Below are 21,023 nucleotides of genomic sequence, written 5' to 3'. Positions count from 1 at the left end.
AAGGAGTCGTTTTATGACGGCGAAAGCAGCACAAAAAATATCGCTGTGGGAATTTTTCCAGCAACTGGGTAAAACCTTTATGCTGCCCGTGGCACTCCTCTCGTTCTGCGGGATCATGCTCGGGATCGGCAGCTCGCTAAGCAGTAAAGACGTCATCACGCTGATCCCGTTCCTCGGTACCCCCGTGCTGCAGGCGATCTTTATCTGGATGAGTAAAGTCGGCTCCTTTGCGTTTAGCTTCCTGCCCGTCATGTTCTGTATCGCTATCCCGCTGGGCCTGGCGCGCGAAAATAAAGGCGTCGCGGCGTTTGCCGGTTTTGTGGGTTACGCGGTGATGAACCTCGCGGTTAACTTCTGGCTGACCGCGAAAGGCATTCTGCCGACCACCGACGCTGCCGTGCTGAAAGCTAACAACATTCAGAGCGTGATTGGTATCCAGTCTATTGATACCGGGATCCTCGGGGCGGTGATCGCCGGGGTGATTATCTGGATGCTGCACGAGCGCTTCCACAATATCCGCCTGCCGGATGCCCTGGCCTTCTTCGGCGGCACCCGCTTCGTGCCGATTATCACCCTGGTGGTGATGGGCCTGTTTGGTCTGATCATTCCGCTGATCTGGCCGGTCTTCGCGATGGGCATCAACGGCATTGGCCGCATCATCAACGGCGCGGGAGATTTCGGTCCGATGATCTTCGGCACCGGCGAGCGTCTGCTCCTGCCGTTTGGCCTGCAGCACATCCTGGTGGCCCTGATTCGCTTCACCGAAGCGGGCGGGACGATGGAGGTGTGCGGTCACGACGTGAGCGGTGCGTTGACCATCTTCCAGGCGCAGCTGAGCTGCCCGACCACCCACGGCTTCTCCGAAAGCGCCACCCGCTTCCTGTCTCAGGGTAAAATGCCTGCCTTCCTCGGCGGCCTGCCGGGTGCCGCGCTGGCGATGTACCACTGCGCACGCCCGGAAAACCGTCATAAAATTAAAGGGCTGCTGATTTCCGGCGTGATCGCCTGCGTCGTAGGCGGTACCACCGAGCCAATCGAGTTCCTGTTCCTGTTCGTTGCGCCGGTGCTGTATCTGATTCACGCTGTGCTGACCGGTCTGGGCTTTACCGTGATGGCGGTGCTGGGCGTCACTATCGGTAACACCGACGGCAACGTCATCGACTTCGTGGTGTTCGGCATCCTGCATGGCCTCTCCACCAAGTGGTATCTGGTCCCGGTTGTGGCGGCAATCTGGTTCGTGGTGTACTACGGGATCTTCCGCTTCGCCATCACCCGCTTTAACCTGAAAACGCCAGGCCGCGATACCGATACGGCCACCAGCGTGGAACAGGCGGTTGCCGGTACCGTGGGCAAATCCGGCTACAACACCCCTGCCATTCTGGCGGCGCTGGGCGGTGCGGATAACATTACCTCGCTGGATAACTGCATTACCCGCCTGCGTTTGTCGGTGGCGGATATGTCAAAAGTGGATACCAACGCCCTGAAAGCCAACCGGGCTATCGGCGTGGTACAGTTAAATCAGCACAATTTGCAGGTGGTTATCGGCCCGCAGGTACAGTCGGTGAAGGATGAGCTGGCTACCCTGATGCGAACAGTAGAAGCCTGATGCCTCAGCCCCCTCTCATGAGGGGGTTTTACTTTAAGGATTAACGTCATGTTTGATTTCTCTACCGTCGTGGATCGACACGGCACCTGGTGTACGCAGTGGGACTACGTCGCCGACCGCTTTGGCGCAGCCGACCTGCTGCCCTTCACCATCTCGGATATGGATTTCGCCACCGCGCCCTGCATTACCGACGCGCTGCATCAGCGTATTAATCACGGCGTGTTGGGCTACAGCCGCTGGAAGAACGATGAGTTTCTCGCCGCCGTCGCGCACTGGTTCCAGCAGCGCTTTAACAGCCGGATTGAGACCGAATCGATCGTTTACGGTCCTTCCGTCATTTATATGGTCTCTGAATTGATTCGCCTCTGGTCAAACCCCGGCGACGGCGTGGTGGTTCACACCCCGGCATACGATGCGTTTTATAAAGCCATAGAGGGTAACGCGCGTCGTGTTGTTGCGGTTGAGATGGAAAAGCAGGCTGCAGGCTGGCAGGGCAATATGGTGGCCCTCGAAGCAGCGCTGGCGAAACCAGAAAACAAAATTTTGCTGCTGTGCAGCCCGCAAAACCCGACCGGTAAGGTCTGGACGCGGGATGAACTGACGCAGATGGCGGAACTGTGCGCACGCTATGACGTGGCGGTTATCAGCGATGAAATCCATATGGACATGGTGTGGGGAGAGCATCGTCACACGCCGTGGAACGCGGTGGCGCGCGGCAAATGGGCGCTTCTCACCTCCGGCTCGAAAAGCTTTAATATTCCGGCGCTGACGGGCGCTTACGGCCTGATTGGCGATGAAGAGAGCCGTAACGGTTACCTCAGCGCGCTAAAAGGCCGGGACGGACTCTCTTCCCCTTCCGTGCTGGCGCTGACGGCGCATATCGCCGCCTATCAGCAGGGGGAGCCGTGGCTGGATGCCCTGCGGGGTTATCTCGAAGATAATTTGTTGTATATCGCGCAGGAAGTAAACCGCGCTTTTCCGAAACTGAACTGGCAGCCGCCCGAAGCGACCTATCTGGCCTGGATTGACCTGCGTCCGCTGAATATTGACGATCGAGCATTGCAAAAAGTGCTGATCGAGCAGCAAAAAGTCGCCATCATGCCGGGATATACCTACGGCGAAGAGGGTAATGGCTTTGTTCGCCTGAATGCGGGCTGCCCGCGCAGCAAGCTGGAACAAGGCGTGCAACGCCTCATTGCCGGGATTAACACGCTCCTGTAATCAATTTGCGCAACGGAATATCCCCTTGCGCAAATAGCTTTTTACCCCGTTTTGTTTTTATAATATGGCGCACTTTAACCAGAAAAGAGTGCGACCATGATTGATACACGCCTGCCTTTAACTGATATTCATCGTCACCTTGACGGTAACATTCGAGCCCAAACCATCCTCGATCTTGGCCGCCAGTTCAATTTAACGCTTCCTGCTCAGACCCTTGAGTCCTTGATCCCTCACGTACAGGTGACCTCTAATGAACCGGACCTGGTCAGCTTCCTGAGCAAACTCGACTGGGGCGTGAAGATGCTGGCGTCGCTGGATGCCTGCCGCCGCGTGGCGTTTGAGAACATCGAAGATGCCGCCCGCAACGGCCTGCACTACGTCGAGCTGCGCTTCTCGCCGGGCTATATGGCGATGACCCACAACCTGCCCGTTGCAGGCGTGGTGGAAGCCGTCATTGAAGGTGTGCGTGAAGGGTGTAAAACCTTCGACGTTCAGGCTCGGCTGATCGGCATTATGAGCCGTACGTTCGGTGAAGCCGCCTGCCTGCAGGAGCTGGAAGCGCTGCTGGCCCATCGCGATGCCATCACCGCCGTCGACCTCGCCGGTGACGAGCTGGGCTTCCCGGGCAGCCTGTTCCTCTCCCACTTCAACCGCGCGCGCGATGCCGGCTGGCACATTACCGTCCATGCGGGTGAAGCTGCTGGCCCGGAAAGCATCTGGCAGGCCATCCGCGAGCTGGGCGCCGAGCGTATCGGTCACGGCGTGAAGGCGGTCGAAGATCGCGCCCTGATGGATTTCCTGGCGGAGCAGCGTATCGGGATTGAGTCGTGCCTGACGTCTAACATTCAGACCAGCACCGTGGCGACGCTGGCGCATCATCCGCTAAAAACGTTCCTCGAGCACGGCGTGCTGGCCTCGCTGAACACTGATGACCCGGCTGTTCAGGGCGTGGATATTATCCACGAGTACAACATAGCCGCACCGCAGGCGGGTCTGAACCGCGAGCAGATCCGTCAGGCACAGATTAACGGGCTGGAAATTGCCTTCCTGACGCCTGCTGAGAAACAGGCGCTGCGGGATAAGGTGGCAACCGCGTAAACCCTTTTGCCGGGTGGCGGCTACGCCTTACCCGGCCTACAACTACAAAATATTAAAAAATTATGCCAGACAGAGCGTCGCGCGATGTTTGGCAGATTCGATGCCCAACTCAATCAGCTCCATAATCTGAATCGCCTGGCTGGCCGGAACCGGATTTTCTCCCGTGCCGTTCAGCGCATCGCGGATAGCGGCATAATACGCCGGATAATTCCCCGGTATCGTCAGCAAGGTCTCCTCGACCAGCTCCTCGCCTTCGACCCGCGTTACCACGCCGTCGCGCATATCATAGCCCCAGTCTTCCTGCGGCAGACGTTCACCGTTTTTAAGCCTGTCTTCCTGCGGATCGAGACCAAACTTCACGTAGCTCCCGCGCGTACCGTGAATGATATAGCGGGCCGATTCTGCGGCCGCGACCATCGTGCCGTGCAGCACAATCCGCCGCTGCGGGTAACTGAGCACCGCGTGGAAGTAATCGGTTGTCTGCGCGCCGGGCCTGAGCTGGGCGAGATCGACCGTCATGCTCACCGGCAGACCAAAAAGATTGACGGCCTGATCCAGCAGATGCGGGGCTAAATCGTACCAGATGCCGCTGCCCGGACCGGCCTGTTCGCGCCAGCGGTTTCTCACCTGCGGACGAAAGCGGTCAAAGTGCGATTCAAAAAAGAGGATCTCCCCTAGCGTGCCTTCACTGAGAAGCCTTTTTACCGTCAGAAAGTCGCTGTCCCAGCGGCGGTTATGGAACACCGACAGCAGCCTGCCCAGACTCTTTGCCAGCGCATCCAGCTCGCGTGCCTGTGACAGCGTCACGGTGAAGGGCTTATCGACCACTACGTGCTTACCGGCTTCCAGCGCGGCCTTTGCCAGCGGAAAGTGGGTGTCGTTCGGTGTGGGGATGACGATTAAATCAATATTCGGATCGTTGAAAAGGTGTTTAGGTTCAGAGACAACCGGCACGGAAGGCCAGTCGGCATGGACTTTAGCGGCATCGCTGCTGGATACCGCCGCCAGCGCCATCCCCGGCGTCCCGGCTATCAGAGGCGCATGAAACGTTTTGCTCGCGTACCCGTAGCCGATAAGCCCGACGCGGATATTATCACTCATAGTGCCATCCTCTTTTATGACATTCTTATTTCACACTGGCTAACCTGGCATGAGCACAGATTAATAATGTGCCCTATGACTTAAAATAGCAGGTTGTACGGGTTGTTTTTGTTACATAGTATTAACCTACTGATTTTGCTTAAGGGAACCGTTCCCAAAGCGCTTGCCGTCAGGGAGACGTCACTGTAACATTTGCGCCCTGTCTTTATGGATAAAGTACAATTACGCATTATGACGTCAATTATTAATCGAATCATTGAATTAGCGGGATGGATTGTCCTTGGAGTTTCGGTCATTTTGCTGGGCGTCGCCAGCCATATCGATAACTACCAGCCGCCGGAGCCTGTCACCATCGCTCAACCTAAGTAACCGGTTACTGCAATAAAGAGTGACATAATATGTCAGTTTCGTATTGCCAGCCCTGGTGAACACGGTTAACCTTCTCTTCCAGGCATCGTCTGATGCCTGAATTTCAGCAAAGAAAACTCCTAATTTCGTCGCGTTACCTGAGTGGGCTGTTTACGTCTTTATTAATCCGTTTATTATTCGACCGAATTACCTTAACTGGTATTACTCACTTTTATATGGAAACTTATTAATATGACAGTTCAGGACTATTTATTAAAATTTCGCAAGATCAATTCGCTTGAGAGCCTGGAAAAACTGTTTGACCATCTGAACTACACCCTGTCGGATAATCAGGACATCATTAATATGTATCGCGCCGCAGACCATCGCCGCGCGGAGCTGGTTTCCGGTGGTCGTTTGTTCAACGTCGGTGAAGTGCCTAAGTCTGTATGGCGTTACGTTTTATAAGAAAGTAGCCATCCGCGCGAAATGTTATATACTCTCCGCCCTGCAAACTGGCTGTACAACATTTCGCGCAGATTATGGGAGAGTTCATGACCGCAACGCCTGGAGAACGCATTGGAGGCTGGTTAATCGCCCCACTGGCATGGCTGCTGGTTGCCTTATTAAGCGCATCGCTTGCGCTGCTGCTGTATACCACCGCACTGATTACCCCCCACGCCATCCAGACCCTGATGTCGCAAAGCGTGCTGAATATTGCTTTGTGGTTTGTGTCGTTCGTTTTCGCGATTGGAATGTGGTACTACACGCTGTGGCTGACCATCGCCTTCTTTAAGCGCCGCAAGAGTGTGCCTAAGCACTACATTATCTGGCTGCTGATTTCGGTCCTGCTGGCAGTGAAAGCGTTTGCCTTTTCGCCCGTATCAGACGCGCTGGCCATTCGTCAGCTGCTATTCCCGTTGCTGGCTGCGGCGCTGCTGGTGCCCTATTTCAAACGTTCGACGCGGGTGAAAAACACCTTCGTGAACCCGTAATAACCCTACAGATAACCTGTTGTCGCCTGCGTCGGTTTGTCCGATAATAGGCGGCTTTTTTATTTCAGGCTAAATAATGACCGATTACTTACTGCTCTTTGTCGGCACCGTGCTGGTTAACAACTTCGTTCTGGTGAAGTTCCTTGGCCTGTGTCCGTTTATGGGCGTTTCCAAAAAGCTGGAAACAGCAATGGGTATGGGGCTGGCGACGACCTTCGTGATGACGCTGGCGTCCATCTGCGCGTGGTGGATCGATACCTGGATCCTCATCCCGCTGGGATTAACCTATCTTCGTACGCTGGCCTTTATTCTGGTTATCGCGGTGGTGGTGCAATTTACCGAAATGGTGGTGCGTAAAACCAGCCCGGCGCTTTATCGCCTGCTGGGTATCTTCCTGCCGCTGATCACCACCAACTGTGCGGTTCTCGGCGTAGCGCTGCTGAACATCAACCTTGGCCATAACTTTATGCAGTCGGCGCTGTATGGTTTCTCTGCGGCAGTCGGTTTCTCTCTGGTGATGGTGCTGTTCGCCTCCATTCGCGAGCGCCTGGCAGCAGCGGATATCCCTGCGCCCTTCCGCGGTAACGCGATTGCGCTGGTGACCGCAGGTTTAATGTCTCTGGCCTTTATGGGCTTTAGTGGTCTGGTGAAGTTGTAATGAATGCTATCTGGATTGCCATCGCCTCTATCAGCGTTCTGGGGTTGGTGTTTGGCCTTATCCTGGGCTACGCCTCCCGCCGTTTCGCGGTAGAGGACGATCCCGTTGTAGAAAAAATTGATGAGCTTCTGCCACAAAGCCAGTGCGGGCAGTGCGGCTACCCCGGCTGCCGCCCTTATGCCGAAGCGGTAGGGGTTCAGGGTGAAAAAATTAACCGCTGTGCGCCCGGTGGCGAAGCGGTGATGTTGAAAATTGCGGCCCTGCTTAACGTTGACCCGCAGCCTGTTGACGGCGATGCGGACGTACAGGAGCCGGTCCGCGCGCTGGCCGTGATCGACGAAGCCAACTGTATCGGCTGCACCAAATGTATTCAGGCCTGCCCGGTTGACGCCATTGTGGGCGCAACCCGCGCCATGCACACCGTCGTGGCGGACCTCTGCACCGGCTGTAACCTCTGCGTGGCACCCTGCCCGACGCAATGTATCGAGCTGCGCCCGGTTGAAACGACTACCGAAAGCTGGAAGTGGGATCTTCAAGCCATTCCGGTTCGCAATATTCCTGTGGAACAACATGCTTAAGTTATTTTCTGCTTTCAGAAAAGAGAAGATTTGGGACTTTGACGGCGGTATTCATCCACCGGAAATGAAAACCCAGTCTAACGGCACGCCGCTGCGTCAAATTCCGCTGGCGACCCGTTTCGTTATGCCGCTCAAGCAGCACATCGGCGCGGAGGGTGAGCTGTGCGTGAAAGAAGGTGATACCGTCCTTCGCGGTCAGCCGCTGACCTTTGGTCGCGGACGTATGCTGCCGGTGCACGCCCCCACCTCCGGTAAGGTGGTCGCTATCGCCCCTCATACGGTGGCTCATCCGTCCGCGCTCTCAGAGCTGAGCGTGATGATTGAAGCCGATGGCGAAGACCGCTGGATTGACCGTGACGGCTGGAGCGATTACCGCGCCCACAGCCGCGAAGCGCTTATCGAGCGCATTCATCAGTTCGGCGTTGCTGGTCTGGGTGGCGCGGGCTTCCCGACCGGCGTCAAGCTGCGCGGCGGTGGTGATAACATTCAGACGTTGATTATTAACGCCGCCGAGTGCGAGCCGTATATCACCGCCGACGATCGTCTGATGCAGGACTGCGCCGCCCAGGTGGTGGAAGGTATCCGCATCCTCGCGCACATTCTGCAGCCGCGGGAAGTGCTGATCGGTATCGAAGACAATAAACCGCAGGCTATTTCAATGCTGCGCGCCGTGCTGGCGGGCAGTCATGATATTAGCCTGCGCGTTATCCCGACCAAGTACCCTTCCGGCGGCGCAAAACAGCTGACGCAAATTCTCACCGGCAAGCAGGTCCCGCATGGCGGACGCTCTTCGGATATCGGCGTGCTGATGCAAAACGTCGGCACCGCGTATGCCGTGAAGCGCGCGGTGATTGACGGCGAACCGTTAACCGAGCGCGTGGTGACGCTGACCGGGGAATCAATTTCTCGTCCGGGCAACGTCTGGGCGCGTCTGGGTACGCCGGTGCGTCATCTGCTGGAACAGGCTGAGTTTTGCCCGGGCAGCGACCAGATGGTGATCATGGGCGGCCCGCTGATGGGCTTTACCCTGCCGTGGCTGGACGTTCCGGTAGTGAAAATCACCAACTGTCTGCTCGCACCTTCTCCGACCGAGATGGGCGAGGAGCAGGAAGAGAAAGGCTGCATCCGCTGCAGCGCCTGTGCCGACGCCTGCCCGGCGGATCTGCTGCCGCAGCAGCTCTACTGGTACAGCAAAGGCCAGCTGCACGACAAGGCGAAAGCCCATAACCTGGCCGACTGCATTGAATGCGGTGCCTGCGCCTGGGTATGCCCTAGCAATATTCCTCTGGTGCAGTATTTCCGCCAGGAGAAGGCTGAAATTTATGCCATCTCCATGGAAGAAAAACGCGCGGCAGAAGCCAAAGCGCGCTTCGAAGCGCGCCAGGCGCGCCTGGAACGCGAAAAAATCGCCCGTCAGGAGCGCCATAAGCAGGCCGCCGTTCAGCCTGCCGAGAAAGATCAGGATGCGATTAACGCCGCACTGGCGCGCGTTCGCGAGAAAAAAGCCACTGCAGCGCAGCCTGTGGTGATCCCGGCCGGCGAGAAGCCGGACAACAGCGAAGCGATTGCCGCGCGTGAAGCACGTAAGGCCGCAGCGCGCGCCCGTCAGGCTGAAAAAGCGCAAACGGTCCAGGCAGAGGCGGAGATCGACCCGCGTAAAGCCGCCGTTGAAGCGGCAATAGCCCGCGCTAAAGCCCGCAAAGCCGGTGAGCAGAATGTGGTGGTCGAGCAGGAAGCCGTCGACCCTCGCAAAGCGGCCGTCGAAGCGGCGATTGCCCGTGCTAAAGCGCGCAAAGCAGCGCAGCAGACACAAACCGCAGAACCCGAAGCGCCGGTCGACCCGCGTAAAGCCGCCGTCGAAGCGGCGATTGCCCGCGCTAAAGCCCGTAAGGCGGCGCAGCAGGATGAGCAACCGCAGGCCGCCAACGATGACCCGCGTAAGGCCGCCGTCGCCGCCGCCATTGCGCGCGTTCAGGCGAAGAAAGCCGCACAGCAAGCAGTTAACGAGGATTAAATGGTTTTCAGAATCGCAAGCTCCCCTTACACCCACAATCAGCGCCAGACATCGCGCATCATGATGCTGGTCTGCCTGGCGGCGCTGCCGGGCATTGCCGTTCAGTGCTGGTTTTTCGGCTGGGGAACCCTGTTCCAGATAATCCTGGGCTGTGCCAGCGCCTTAGCGGCGGAAGCGCTTGTGCTTAAGCTGCGCAAGGCGGCTGTCTCCCGCATTCTTGCCGATAACTCCGCACTGTTGACCGGCCTGCTGCTGGCCATCAGTATCCCACCGTTCGCCCCATGGTGGATGGTGGTCCTGGGTACCGTGTTTGCGGTGATCATTGCCAAACAGCTGTACGGCGGGCTCGGCCATAACCCGTTCAACCCGGCGATGATTGGCTACGTGGTGCTGCTGATCTCCTTCCCGGTACAGATGACCAGCTGGCTGCCTCCGCATGAGATTGCGGCCACCGTTCCGGGCTTTATGGATGCTCTGCACGTGATCTTTACCGGTCATACGGTGCTCGGTGCGGATATGAACGCGCTGCGCATGGGCGTGGACGGTATCAGCCAGGCGACGCCGCTCGATACCTTTAAAACATCCCTGCATGCCGGGCACAGCGTTGAGCAGATCATGAAATCCGCGATCTACAGCGGCATGCTGGCGGGTGCAGGCTGGCAGTGGGTCAACCTGGCGTATCTGCTGGGCGGCCTGTTCCTGCTGCAGCAGAAAGCCATTCGCTGGCATATTCCGGTCAGCTTCCTCGTGACGCTGGCGGTTTGCGCCACGCTGGGCTGGGTCTTCTCCCCTGAATCACTGGCCAGCCCGCAGATGCATTTGCTCTCCGGTGCGACCATGCTGGGTGCCTTCTTTATCCTGACGGATCCGGTGACGGCGTCCACGACTAACCGTGGACGTCTGATCTTCGGCGCGCTGGCGGGCCTTCTGGTATGGCTCATCCGCAGCTTTGGCGGCTACCCGGACGGCGTGGCCTTTGCCGTCCTGCTTGCCAACATAACCGTTCCGCTCATCGACTATTACACGCGTCCACGCGTGTACGGTCATCGCTAAGGGTTTCGCCATGTTAAAAACGATGCAAAAACACGGCGTCACGCTGGCTGTCTTCGCCGCGGTCCTGACGGGGCTGACGGCACTGGTTAATGCGCTGACCAAAACGACAATCGAAGAACAGGCCTCGAAGCAGCAAAAGGCGCTGTTCGATCAGGTGATCCCGTCCGATTTCTACGATAATGACCTGCAAAAAAGCTGCTTTGTGGTAGACGCGCCGCAGCTTGGGAAAGGCCCACACCGCCTCTTTATCGCCCGCAAAGGGGATAAACCGGTCGGCGCAGTGATGGAAGCGACGGCGCCTGACGGCTATTCCGGCGCCATTCAGCTGCTTGTGGGCAGCGATTTCTCCGGCACCATACTGGGCACCCGCGTGACGGAACACCATGAAACGCCGGGTCTTGGCGATAAAATTGAAACCCGCCTGAGCGACTGGATTTTGCACTTTGCCGGTAAAGTGATCCATGGCGAAGGTGACACCGCGTTTGCAGTGAAGAAAGATGGCGGCGAATTCGACCAGTTCACCGGGGCGACCATCACCCCACGTGCGGTGGTGAATGCCGTAAAACGAGCCGGGCTGTATGCTGAAACGCTGCCCGCGCAAATCAACAATCTTCCGGCCTGTGAGGAGTAATCATGAGCCAGGTTAAAGAGGTTATTGTCCAGGGGTTGTGGAAGAACAACTCCGCGCTGGTACAGCTTCTGGGCATGTGCCCACTGCTGGCGGTAACGTCCACCGCCACCAACGCGCTCGGTCTGGGTCTGGCAACCACGCTGGTATTGACCCTGACCAACCTCTCCATCTCTGCCCTGCGCCGCTGGACGCCGTCGGAAATTCGTATTCCGATTTACGTCATGATCATTGCGTCGGTGGTCAGTATCGTTCAGATGCTGATTAACGCCTACGCGTTTGGCCTGTACCAGTCGCTCGGGATCTTTATTCCCCTTATCGTCACCAACTGTATCGTTGTCGGGCGCGCGGAAGCCTTCGCGGTGAAAAACAGCCCCGCCATGTCGGCGCTGGATGGGTTTTCCATTGGCATGGGTGCCACATGCGCCATGTTCGTGCTGGGCTCGCTGCGCGAGATCCTCGGTAACGGTACGCTGTTTGACGGCGCAGATGCGCTGCTCGGCGGCTGGGCCAAAGCGCTGCGTGTTGAAGTGTTCCACACCGATACGCCATTCCTGCTGGCGATGCTGCCGCCTGGCGCATTTATTGGCCTTGGCATGATGCTGGCGATAAAATACCTGATTGATGAAAAACGTAAGCGCCGCGCGGCTGAGCGTAGCGTTCTGGAAGGGACACCCGAGAAGGCTTCATGAATAAAGAAAAGCGCATTGCGATCCTGACCCGTCTGCGGGACGAGAACCCGCACCCGACGACGGAGCTGAATTTTACCTCCCCGTTTGAGCTGCTGATCGCGGTGTTGCTTTCTGCACAGGCGACCGACGTGAGCGTCAATAAAGCCACTGCCCTGCTCTATCCGGTCGCCAATACGCCGAAGGCCATGCTGGAGCTGGGCGTGGAAGGCGTGAAGTCGTATATCAAAACCATCGGCCTGTTTAACAGCAAAGCCGAGAACGTCATCAAGACCTGCCGGATCCTGCTGGAACAGCACGGAGGCGAAGTGCCGGAGGACCGCGCTGCGCTGGAAGCCTTACCGGGCGTGGGGCGTAAGACCGCAAACGTGGTGCTTAACACTGCGTTTGGCTGGCCCACTATCGCCGTGGATACGCATATATTTCGCGTGTCTAACCGGACCAACTTCGCGCCCGGGAAAAACGTCGAGCAGGTCGAAGAGAAGCTGCTGAAAGTGGTTCCGGCAGAATTTAAGGTGGATTGCCATCACTGGCTGATTCTGCACGGCCGTTATACCTGTATTGCCCGCAAGCCTCGCTGCGGCTCATGCATTATTGAAGATCTCTGCGAATACAAAGAAAAAGTGTATCCCTGATCGCCCCAATCCCATATTACAAGAAGGGCTATCGAATGCTCTTCTTTTGGCCGTTACTTGTCCGTCTTTCGCTTACTCTGACCTGTCACTTGTTCGGTTGTTTAACGCTCAAACAGGTTAATACTTTTTTCATGGCCAAAAATTTCTATACATCTGTGATCGCGATCACCCTGATAACTTCATGTTGAATTTTTGTTGTCAAAATCGGCCTAAACCCTTTGTCTGACAAGATACTCACCTCCCATCACCGAAGATAAGACCAGCTATTTTTCAGAATATGGGCTATATCACTGCGTAAAGCGACAAATAGCAGAACATATCGCCAAAAGCCGATCCGGACGGGTCATTACCAGTCGAAAAAACTACCTTTACTCATCGTATGAAATTTAACGCTGAATAACATTTGCATGAACCGACGATTATACCACTCCAGATATATGTAACAGATTATTACAAACGTATTGCCAGACGGGGCAGGATAGTGAACATTACCCGCCGTTTCTCCTCCCAATATAACTATAAGGCGTATGGACTACGGCCATCACGCTATGAACACCCCCATTAATATGGGATGTAAAAAAAGAGGTATATGTGTCTACTGCAAACAATAAACCAACAGATGAAAGCGTGAGTCTTAACGCTTTTAAACAACCTAAAGCGTTCTATCTCATCTTCTCTATCGAGTTATGGGAGCGTTTTGGTTATTACGGCCTGCAAGGGATCATGGCGGTTTACCTGGTAAAACAGCTGGGTATGTCCGAAGCCGATTCCATCACGCTGTTCTCTTCCTTCAGTGCTCTGGTGTACGGTCTGGTCGCGATTGGCGGCTGGCTGGGCGATAAAGTCCTCGGGACTAAACGCGTCATCATGCTGGGCGCCATTGTCCTGGCGATTGGCTATGGTCTGGTGGCATGGTCAGGGCATGATGCCGCTGTCGTGTATATGGGTATGGCGACGATTGCCGTTGGTAATGGTCTGTTCAAAGCGAACCCGTCCTCTCTGCTTTCGACCTGCTACAACAAAGACGATCCGCGCCTGGACGGTGCATTTACCATGTACTACATGTCCATCAACATCGGTTCGTTCTTCTCTATGCTGGCAACCCCATGGCTCGCGGCGAAATTCGGCTGGAGCGTGGCATTTGCACTGAGCTTCGTGGGTATGTTGATCACCGTGGTGAACTTCCTGTTCTGCCGCAGCTGGGTTAAAGATTACGGTTCAAAACCTGACTTCGAGCCTGTGCATATGGGCAAACTGCTGGCCACCATCGTGGGCGTTGTTGTCCTCGCGGCCATCGCCACCTGGCTGCTGCACAACCAGGGTATCGCACGTGCCGTTCTGGGCGTGGTTGCGCTGGGTATCGTGGTCATCTTTGCAAAAGAAGCATTCGCCATGCAGGGTGCGGCCCGTCGCAAGATGATTGTGGCGTTCATTCTGATGCTGGAAGCGATTATCTTCTTCGTGCTGTACAGCCAGATGCCAACTTCACTGAACTTCTTCGCCATCCGTAACGTAGAGCACTCCATTCTGGGTATCGCGTTTGAACCTGAGCAGTTCCAGGCACTGAACCCGTTCTGGATCATGATTGGTTCCCCAATTCTGGCCGCTATCTATAACAAGATGGGTGACCGTCTGCCGATGCCGCACAAGTTTGCGCTGGGTATGGTGCTGTGTTCTGGTGCCTTCCTGGTACTGCCACTGGGTACCAAATTTGCGTCCGACGCAGGTATCGTTTCCGTTAACTGGCTGATCCTGAGCTACGCGCTGCAGTCTATCGGCGAGCTGATGATCTCCGGCCTGGGACTGGCCATGGTTGCGCAGCTGGTTCCTCAGCGTCTGATGGGCTTCATCATGGGTAGCTGGTTCCTGACCACTGCCGGTGCGGCAATCATCGCGGGTAAGATTGCTAACCTGATGGCTGTTCCGGAAAATGTAACCGATCCACTGCTTTCCCTGAACGTCTACGGTACCGTGTTCATGCAGATTGGTATCGCGACTGCGGTAATTGCCGCTCTGATGCTGCTGACCGCGCCGAAACTGAACCGTATGACTCAGGACGACGACAAGACCGCTAAAGCGACAAACACCGCTACCGCGTGATTTCCGTGAGAAACGACTGACCAGAAGCCGCTAATGCATTAGCGGCTTTTTTTTTATCCGTTTGCGCACTAACATAGCTGAAACCTCAGCAAAAAGGAGTTACCGATGAAACTGTTCTACAAACCGGGTGCGTGCTCTCTTGCTTCCCATATCACCCTGCGCGAGAGCGGCAAAGATTTCACGCTGGATGGCGTTGACCTGATGAAAAAACGTCTGGAAAACGGCGATGATTTTCTTGCCATCAACCCGAAAGGACAAGTTCCGGCGCTCTTGCTGGACGACGGTACTCTGCTGACTGAAGGCGTGGCGATTATGCAGTTCCTGGCCGATAGCGTACCCGATCGCCATCTGCTGGCGCCGGTCAGTACCATTTCGCGTTATAAGACGCTGGAATGGCTGAACTACATTGCCACCGAGCTGCACAAAGGCTTTACCCCTCTGTTCCGCCCGGATACGCCAGAGGAGTTCAAACCGACCCTGCGCGCCCTTCTTGAGAAAAAGCTGCAGTACGTTAACGCATCGCTGAAAGACGATCAGTGGATTGCGGGTCCGCGCTTCACGATTGCCGACGCATACCTGTTCACCGTGCTGCGCTGGGCGCGCGCGGTTAAGCTTAACCTGGAAGGGTTAGACCATATTGCAGCGTATATGAAACGCGTGGCAGAGCGTCCTGCGGTGGCTGCGGCGCTGAAAGCGGAAGGGTTGAATTAACCGAGCAGACTGTGTTGCCGGGTGGCGCTGACGCTTACCCGGCCTACGAATTCCGTAGGCCCGTGCAAGCGCAGCGCCGCCGGGCGGTGTTTAAAGCTGGGTAGCGCTGAAATAGTGCTCCGGCTTCGCGATACGATCCTGTGCCGCGACCACCTGCAGTTCATATTCCTGCATCTCTTTCGTCGCAATCATGATTTCGTACACCGCCGCAGTAACATGCTCGAGCGCGTCGCGCATTGTCGCCCCTTGCAGTAATTTCACCAGCAGCAGACCGCTGGTGACATCTCCGACCCCAACCGGCTGGCGCTGGCCAAAATCCACCAGCGGACGGCTGATATGCCAGGCGTCATCTTTCGTTACCAGCAGCATCTCAAAACGGTCCTGGCTCAGCCCTGCGCGCGCAAGGTGTTTTACCAGCACAACGTCAGGCCCCAGCGCGATAAGCTCGCGGGACGCGCTTACGGCCTCTTCTACGCTGTTAACCGGACGCTCGCAGAGAATTTCGAGTTCGACCAGGTTTGGCGCAATGATATCGCTGGCGGGCAGCGCGTGGCGGACGTGAAACTCTGCAACGCCTGGCGCCACGATGCAGCCTTTCTCCGGATGTCCCATGACGGGGTCGCAGAAGTATTTTGCCGACGGGTTTGCGGCTTTCACCTGACGCACGATGCCGAGGATATGCTCCCCCTGCTCCGCTGAGCCGAGGTAACCGCTCAGCACGGCGTCACAGCGTTTGAGCTGGTCGATATCGGCAATACCCTGCACTACCTCAGTGAGATGCGAAGGGGGCATCACGCAGCCGGTCCATTTGCCGTATTGCGTGTGGTTAGAGAACTGCACGGTATTAAGGGGCCAGACGTTGACGCCGAGGCGACGCATCGGGAATTCCGCGGCGCTATTGCCCGCTTGTCCAAAAACAACGTGGGACTGAATGGCGAGGATGTTCTTCATTTTTTTCTTACCAAACCCTGAAAAAACAAAAGGGGCGTGGTTTCCCACGCCCCTGAAGACTGTTAATTACTTCCAGCAGACAAGGCAGTAATTTTTCTTGCCGCGACGCAGCAGCGTGTAGCGACCATACAGACGATCGCCGTCAACGAAGGTGTATTCCGGGTCAGCCTGCTTCTCACCGTTGATGGTGATAGCGTTAGACGCGATGGTTTTACGCGCCTGACCGCGGGAAGGCTGGAGCTCAGAGTCCACCAGCGCCTGCATCAGGTCAGCCCCTTTTTCCATCTCAACCATCGGCACACCGTCCTGCGCCAGCTGTTCGAAGTCCGCTTCGCTCAGATCGCTCAGGGTACCGTTGAACAGGCTTGCGGTAATGCGTTTTGCCGCGGCCAGACCTTCTTCACCGTGAACCAGTTTGGTCACTTCGTCCGCCAGCACGTACTGAGCGCGCGGTGCTTTACCGCTGTTCTTGTCTTCTTCTTCCAGCGCGTTGATCTCTTCAATGTCCATAAAGGTGAAGAACTTCAGGAAGCGGTAAACATCGGCATCCGCCGTGTTGATCCAGAACTGGTAGAACTTGTACGGGCTGGTTTTCTTCGGATCGAGCCACACCGCGCCGCCTTCGGTTTTACCGAATTTGGTGCCATCTGCTTTGGTGATCAGCGGAACGGTCAGACCAAAGACCTGATTCTGGTGCAGGCGACGGGTCAGGTCGATACCGGAGGTGATGTTACCCCACTGATCGGAACCGCCAATCTGCAGGGAAACGCCGTGCAGTTTGTTCAGGCAGGCAAAGTCATACCCCTGCAGCAGGTTGTAGGAGAACTCGGTAAAGGAGATACCCTGGTCGTCGCGGTTCAGACGCTGCTTCACGGCCTCTTTGTTAATCATCTGGTTAACAGAGAAGTGCTTGCCGATATCACGCAGGAAGGTCAACACGTTCATGCTGCCAAACCAGTCGTAGTTGTTCGCGGCAATGGCGGCATTATCACCACAGTTGAAGTCGAGGAACGGTGCAACCTGTTTGCGGATCTTATCTACCCACTCCTGCACGGTATCTTCGGTATTCAGTTTACGCTCAGCGGCTTTAAAGCTTGGGTCACCAATCAGACCGGTCGCGCCGCCCACCAGGGCAACAGGCTTATGGCCCGCCATCTGGAAGCGTTTCAGGCATAACAATGGAACAAGATGCCCCAAATGCAAGCTGTCAGCGGTGGGATCGAAGCCGCAATAGAGCGCGATCGGGCCTTGCGCCAGTCGCTCTGCTAACGCTTCCTCATCCGTCACCTGGGCCACGAGACCCCGCTCTTGCAATTGTTTAATCAAGTTACTGCTTGCCATCAAATTCTCCATGTATAAACGACTGCACCTTTGCCGGTACACGACTTTTCGCCTGATGCGAAAGGACCATAGAATAAAGCGCAAGCGCGGTGTGCGCTAGCGCTTAAATCAACAAATTTCGGGGATTACGGTGCCAGTCTGTCGATTTTCCAGCCGCCATTCTCGCGCTGGTATAAAAAGCGGTCGTGCAGGCGGTGTTCGCCCCCCTGCCAGAACTCCATCTGCTCAATCGGGATACGGAAACCGCCCCAGAAACTTGGCAGGGGAATTTCACCCTGCTGGAACTTCTGTTTCAGCTCCAGGAATTTACTTTCCAGCACGCCACGGGCGGAAATTCGGCTGGACTGTTTTGATACCCAGGCGCCAATCTGGCTGTCACGCGGGCGGCTGTGGAAATACTTCACCACTTCCAGCGTCGAGAGACGTTCCGCTTTGCCGGTGACCATCACCTGACGCTCCAGCATATGCCACGGGAACAGCAGGCTGATGCGCGGATTATTTTCTAAATGGTGCGCTTTGCGACTGCCAAGGTTGGTATAGAACACCAGTCCTTTCTCGTCATAATGCTTGAGCAATACGATGCGCTGATACGGTTGACCGTTTTCATCTACCGTCGCGACAACCATGGCCGTTGGATCGGCGAGTTTCGCTTCGCAGGCCTGTTGCAGCCAGCGTTCAAAAAGCACGAGGGGTTCAGCGGGCAGATCCTGGCGACGCAGGCCGCCTTTGGTGTATTCACGGCGCAGATGCGCAATTTGCTGCAGTTCATCGTTATCTGACATGGCGTTAGCTGACATTGAGAGTGGGTGGCGCTATTGTGCGCCGCCCCTGTAAAAATCTCAACGCTTCGGGTTTTCGAGCTGGCAATTGTTCAGCACAATGCGGTCGCGCTTGTAGACCGTGGCGCTGTCGCCTTTCGACCAGAAGACGTAGATACCGTCGGAGTAACGTGCGCCGGAGGCCGACATACCCTGCTTCAGCGTCAGCAATTTATTGTCGTAAACAAAGCTGGCTTCCTGACGTGGATTATTCAGCTTCACGGTCAACGGTTTTTCGTCGCAGCGATACTCCAGCGTATCGGTCTGCATGCGCTCAAGGAACTGGTTATAGACGCTGCATCCTGACAGCAACAAAGGGGCGGCAATAAGAAGAAGTTTTTTCATGGGCGTATTCCGAAGACTTTCCTGGTCCTGGAGGGCATGGCTGCCCCCCTGTTTCGTTCCATTCTAACGACGACGCGCCGCGCTGAATTTCAGTTAACTCTGATTATGACGAGGATTGGCCGGGAAAATCGCCCCAAGGACGCTCGCCTCGCGCGCACCGGTTACCGACGGCAAGTTGCCCGGCAGTCCGGCAATGGTGCGCCAGGCGAGCCATGCGAAGGCCAGCGCCTCCATATCATCACCGCTGATGCCGGCCTCATCGGTCGTGGTCACTTCGGTACCCGGCAGCAGCCCGGCAAGACGCGCCATCACCAGCGGGTTACGGCTTCCTCCGCCGCACACCAGCAGGCGCTCACACCCACCGCTGAGCAGAACCTGTTCGGAGATCGACACGGCCGTCAGCTCAGCAAGCGTCGCCTGGACATCCTGCGGCGCGAGCGCCGGGAATGGCGCCAGCTGACGCTCAAGCCAGCCCAGGTTGAAGTATTCACGCCCCGTGCTCTTAGGGGCCGGAAGGGCAAAATAAGGATCGCTTAGCATCGACTGCAGCAGCGGAAGAATCACTTTCCCCCCGCTCGCCCACTCCGCGTTTTTATCATACGCTTGGCCGCACTGACGCCAGATCCAGGCATCCATTAGCATATTGCCCGGGCCGGTATCGTAGCCGCGGACCGGCTGTCCCGGAATAAGCATCGACAGATTGGCGATCCCACCAATGTTAAGCACCATGCGCCGTTCTGAAGGGTGCGCCAGTAACGCCTGATGGAACGCGGGCACCAGCGGCGCGCCTTGTCCGCCAAGGGCGATGTCACGACGACGGAAATCGCCTACTACCGTCACGCCCGTCTTCGCCACAATCTGGTTGTTATCGCCGATTTGCAGAGTATGCGGGGCCTCTCCGATGGGCTCATGCCAGACCGTTTGTCCGTGACACCCGATGGCCACCACATCCTGCGGGCGAAGATGTTCTTTTTGCATCAAAGCCTGCACCGCATCCGCAAACAGCGCTCCCAGGCGGACATCCAGCTGTCCAAGCTGGGAGAGGGTCAGCTTCTGCCCCTGACAGATACTCAGAATATCCTCTTTCAGTGAAATGGGGATTGGCCAGGTCAGGCTCGCCTGCTGTGCCACCATGTTTTCATCAATGGCGGCCAGAACGACATCTACCCCATCCAGACTGGTGCCTGACATCACACCAATGTAGCGACCCGATTTCATGCGCTTTCCTTACGTTGCGTGGGCTAAGGATATCCACTCAACCATAAACGGCGCCGCTTTGCCATCCGGCAATAATATTTTTTAACAATGTCAGACGGGTAACACAGGCGGACCTGTTTATGTCTCGTTAAGTCAAATTCAAGTACAATTTTCCTATTGTTAATGCAAAGATATGAACTATGGCTCCTTATGCCATATAATTTAGCCATAACGGATGCCCTCAATCGGGCGTTTTTGGTGAACAGGAGATTCAAATGATTTTACGTGTACTGGGCGTTTCGCTGATTGGTTTAACTCTGGCTGGCTGTGTGAATGACAGTTCACTTTCTGGCGACGTTTACAGCGCTTCTGAAGCGAAACAGGTTCAGAACGTGACTTACGGTACCGTTGTTAATGCACGCCCTGTACAGATTCAGGGTGGCGATGAAAACAACGTGATGGGCGCAATTGGCGGTGCCGTCCTGGGTGGTTTCCTGGGTAATACCGTCGGCGGCGGCACGGGTCGCTCTCTGGCAACAGCCGCAGGTGCCGTTGCGGGTGGCGTAGCCGGCCAGGGCGTTCAGGGTGCGATGAACAAAACTCAGGGCGTAGAGCTGGAAATCCGTAAAGACGACGGCAGCACTATCATGGTTGTTCAGAAACAGGGCAGCACCCGCTTCTCTGCAGGCCAGCGCGTTGTGCTGGCGAGCAACGGAAGCCAGGTGACCGTTTCCCCACGTTAATTAAAAGTGGATGTGGTCCTCGGGCCACATCCATTTACAATATATATCACTCTCACAAATATAATTACAAAATACATTCACCTCATCCATTATTAATCACGCCTTATATTGTTTCTGCGCAAAGTATTTATTGCACTAATTGATTAGACTCTTCGCAACCACCTTCTCTTTATTCATTATAATTTGTAAAAAT

22 protein-coding genes are annotated in these 21,023 nt (G+C 56.1%); 16 read left to right on the top strand and 6 right to left on the bottom strand.

The features are described 5' to 3' along the window. Nucleotides 1-13 precede the first annotated feature (13 nt). From malX to add, 3 genes are all read left to right on the top strand, one after another. Complete coding sequence (malX, locus tag AC0TNG_RS16535; protein ID WP_063621468.1) at nt 14-1,606, top strand: maltose/glucose-specific PTS transporter subunit IIBC; 1,593 nt, start codon at nt 14-16, stop codon at nt 1,604-1,606. A gap of 48 nt (nt 1,607-1,654) precedes the next feature. Further along, nucleotides 1,655-2,827, top strand: coding sequence for a MalY/PatB family protein (locus AC0TNG_RS16530; RefSeq protein ID WP_417927271.1), 1,173 nt, complete (start codon nt 1,655-1,657; stop codon nt 2,825-2,827). Between the two features lie 96 nt (nt 2,828-2,923). Continuing rightward, complete coding sequence (gene add, locus AC0TNG_RS16525; RefSeq protein WP_473712770.1) at nt 2,924-3,925, top strand: adenosine deaminase; 1,002 nt, start codon at nt 2,924-2,926, stop codon at nt 3,923-3,925. 60 nt (nt 3,926-3,985) lie between these two features. Here add and AC0TNG_RS16520 read toward each other — a convergent pair whose 3' ends face one another. Next, entirely contained in the window at nt 3,986-5,026 is a 1,041-nt protein-coding gene (locus AC0TNG_RS16520) for an oxidoreductase (protein ID WP_032651618.1), read from the bottom strand. Nucleotides 5,027-5,269: 243 nt separating this feature from the next. Here AC0TNG_RS16520 and blr point away from each other — a divergent pair, with 243 nt between their 5' ends. The 12 genes from blr to gstA all read left to right on the top strand — a co-directional run bounded on the left by blr (nt 5,270) and on the right by gstA (nt 15,435). Continuing rightward, nucleotides 5,270-5,395, top strand: coding sequence for a division septum protein Blr (blr, locus tag AC0TNG_RS16515; protein WP_169814161.1), 126 nt, complete (start codon nt 5,270-5,272; stop codon nt 5,393-5,395). A 231-nt stretch (nt 5,396-5,626) separates the two neighbouring features. Then, nucleotides 5,627-5,842 (top strand): transcription modulator YdgT, encoded by a 216-nt coding sequence (ydgT, locus tag AC0TNG_RS16510; protein ID WP_013096896.1) that lies wholly within the window; start codon nt 5,627-5,629, stop codon nt 5,840-5,842. A gap of 86 nt (nt 5,843-5,928) precedes the next feature. Beyond that, nucleotides 5,929-6,369, top strand: coding sequence for a DUF2569 domain-containing protein (locus AC0TNG_RS16505; protein WP_473712769.1), 441 nt, complete (start codon nt 5,929-5,931; stop codon nt 6,367-6,369). Between the two features lie 76 nt (nt 6,370-6,445). After that, nucleotides 6,446-7,027, top strand: coding sequence for an electron transport complex subunit RsxA (gene rsxA / locus AC0TNG_RS16500; protein WP_008500564.1), 582 nt, complete (start codon nt 6,446-6,448; stop codon nt 7,025-7,027). After that, nucleotides 7,027-7,605: an electron transport complex subunit RsxB gene (rsxB, locus tag AC0TNG_RS16495; RefSeq protein ID WP_032651039.1), complete on the top strand. Its 579-nt coding sequence runs from the start codon at nt 7,027-7,029 to the stop codon at nt 7,603-7,605. The genes rsxA and rsxB overlap by 1 nt, the downstream gene beginning before the upstream one ends. Continuing rightward, a complete protein-coding gene (gene rsxC / locus AC0TNG_RS16490; RefSeq protein WP_208763802.1) occupies nt 7,598-9,619 on the top strand; it encodes an electron transport complex subunit RsxC in 2,022 nt (673 codons plus the stop codon). Before rsxB ends, rsxC begins: the two co-directional genes overlap by 8 nt. After that, a complete protein-coding gene (rsxD, locus tag AC0TNG_RS16485) occupies nt 9,620-10,672 on the top strand; it encodes an electron transport complex subunit RsxD (protein ID WP_048991232.1) in 1,053 nt (350 codons plus the stop codon). A 10-nt stretch (nt 10,673-10,682) separates the two neighbouring features. After that, complete coding sequence (rsxG, locus tag AC0TNG_RS16480) at nt 10,683-11,303, top strand: electron transport complex subunit RsxG (protein WP_032651034.1); 621 nt, start codon at nt 10,683-10,685, stop codon at nt 11,301-11,303. A gap of 2 nt (nt 11,304-11,305) precedes the next feature. Continuing rightward, the gene (locus tag AC0TNG_RS16475; protein WP_023617347.1) at nt 11,306-11,992 is read left to right on the top strand and encodes an electron transport complex subunit E; all 687 of its coding nucleotides are present in this window, start codon (nt 11,306-11,308) and stop codon (nt 11,990-11,992) included. Continuing rightward, a complete protein-coding gene (nth, locus tag AC0TNG_RS16470; RefSeq protein WP_008500570.1) occupies nt 11,989-12,624 on the top strand; it encodes an endonuclease III in 636 nt (211 codons plus the stop codon). The genes AC0TNG_RS16475 and nth overlap by 4 nt, the downstream gene beginning before the upstream one ends. Before the next feature lie 591 nt (nt 12,625-13,215). Further along, nucleotides 13,216-14,724, top strand: a complete 1,509-nt coding sequence (dtpA, locus tag AC0TNG_RS16465) for a dipeptide/tripeptide permease DtpA (protein WP_024909352.1) — start codon at nt 13,216-13,218, stop codon at nt 14,722-14,724. A 105-nt stretch (nt 14,725-14,829) separates the two neighbouring features. Continuing rightward, nucleotides 14,830-15,435: a glutathione transferase GstA gene (gene gstA / locus AC0TNG_RS16460; RefSeq protein ID WP_473712768.1), complete on the top strand. Its 606-nt coding sequence runs from the start codon at nt 14,830-14,832 to the stop codon at nt 15,433-15,435. A 90-nt stretch (nt 15,436-15,525) separates the two neighbouring features. Here gstA and pdxY read toward each other — a convergent pair whose 3' ends face one another. The 5 genes from pdxY to anmK form a co-directional block, all read right to left on the bottom strand. Beyond that, nucleotides 15,526-16,386, bottom strand: coding sequence for a pyridoxal kinase PdxY (gene pdxY / locus AC0TNG_RS16455; protein ID WP_473712766.1), 861 nt, complete (start codon nt 16,384-16,386; stop codon nt 15,526-15,528). Between the two features lie 66 nt (nt 16,387-16,452). Beyond that, nucleotides 16,453-17,727 (bottom strand): tyrosine--tRNA ligase, encoded by a 1,275-nt coding sequence (gene tyrS, locus AC0TNG_RS16450; protein ID WP_023335449.1) that lies wholly within the window; start codon nt 17,725-17,727, stop codon nt 16,453-16,455. Between the two features lie 125 nt (nt 17,728-17,852). Next, on the bottom strand, nt 17,853-18,509 hold the full coding sequence (gene pdxH, locus AC0TNG_RS16445) for a pyridoxamine 5'-phosphate oxidase (protein WP_463726828.1): 657 nt from the start codon (nt 18,507-18,509) through the stop codon (nt 17,853-17,855). Nucleotides 18,510-18,566: 57 nt separating this feature from the next. Further along, on the bottom strand, nt 18,567-18,890 hold the full coding sequence (mliC, locus tag AC0TNG_RS16440) for a C-type lysozyme inhibitor (protein WP_024909356.1): 324 nt from the start codon (nt 18,888-18,890) through the stop codon (nt 18,567-18,569). Between the two features lie 93 nt (nt 18,891-18,983). After that, complete coding sequence (gene anmK, locus AC0TNG_RS16435) at nt 18,984-20,108, bottom strand: anhydro-N-acetylmuramic acid kinase (RefSeq protein ID WP_473712765.1); 1,125 nt, start codon at nt 20,106-20,108, stop codon at nt 18,984-18,986. A 254-nt stretch (nt 20,109-20,362) separates the two neighbouring features. On the opposite strand from anmK, the gene slyB reads away from it, so the two are divergent. Beyond that, nucleotides 20,363-20,830 carry an outer membrane lipoprotein SlyB gene (gene slyB, locus AC0TNG_RS16430; RefSeq protein ID WP_008500578.1) on the top strand — a complete coding sequence of 156 codons (468 nt, stop codon included), beginning with the start codon at nt 20,363-20,365 and terminating at the stop codon, nt 20,828-20,830. Nucleotides 20,831-21,023 lie beyond the last annotated feature (193 nt).

Source organism: Enterobacter sp. PL_is514 (genome assembly GCF_055816715.1).
Note: the sequence above shows the minus strand (reverse complement) of the source record. Positions and strands in the feature narration are given on the sequence as shown.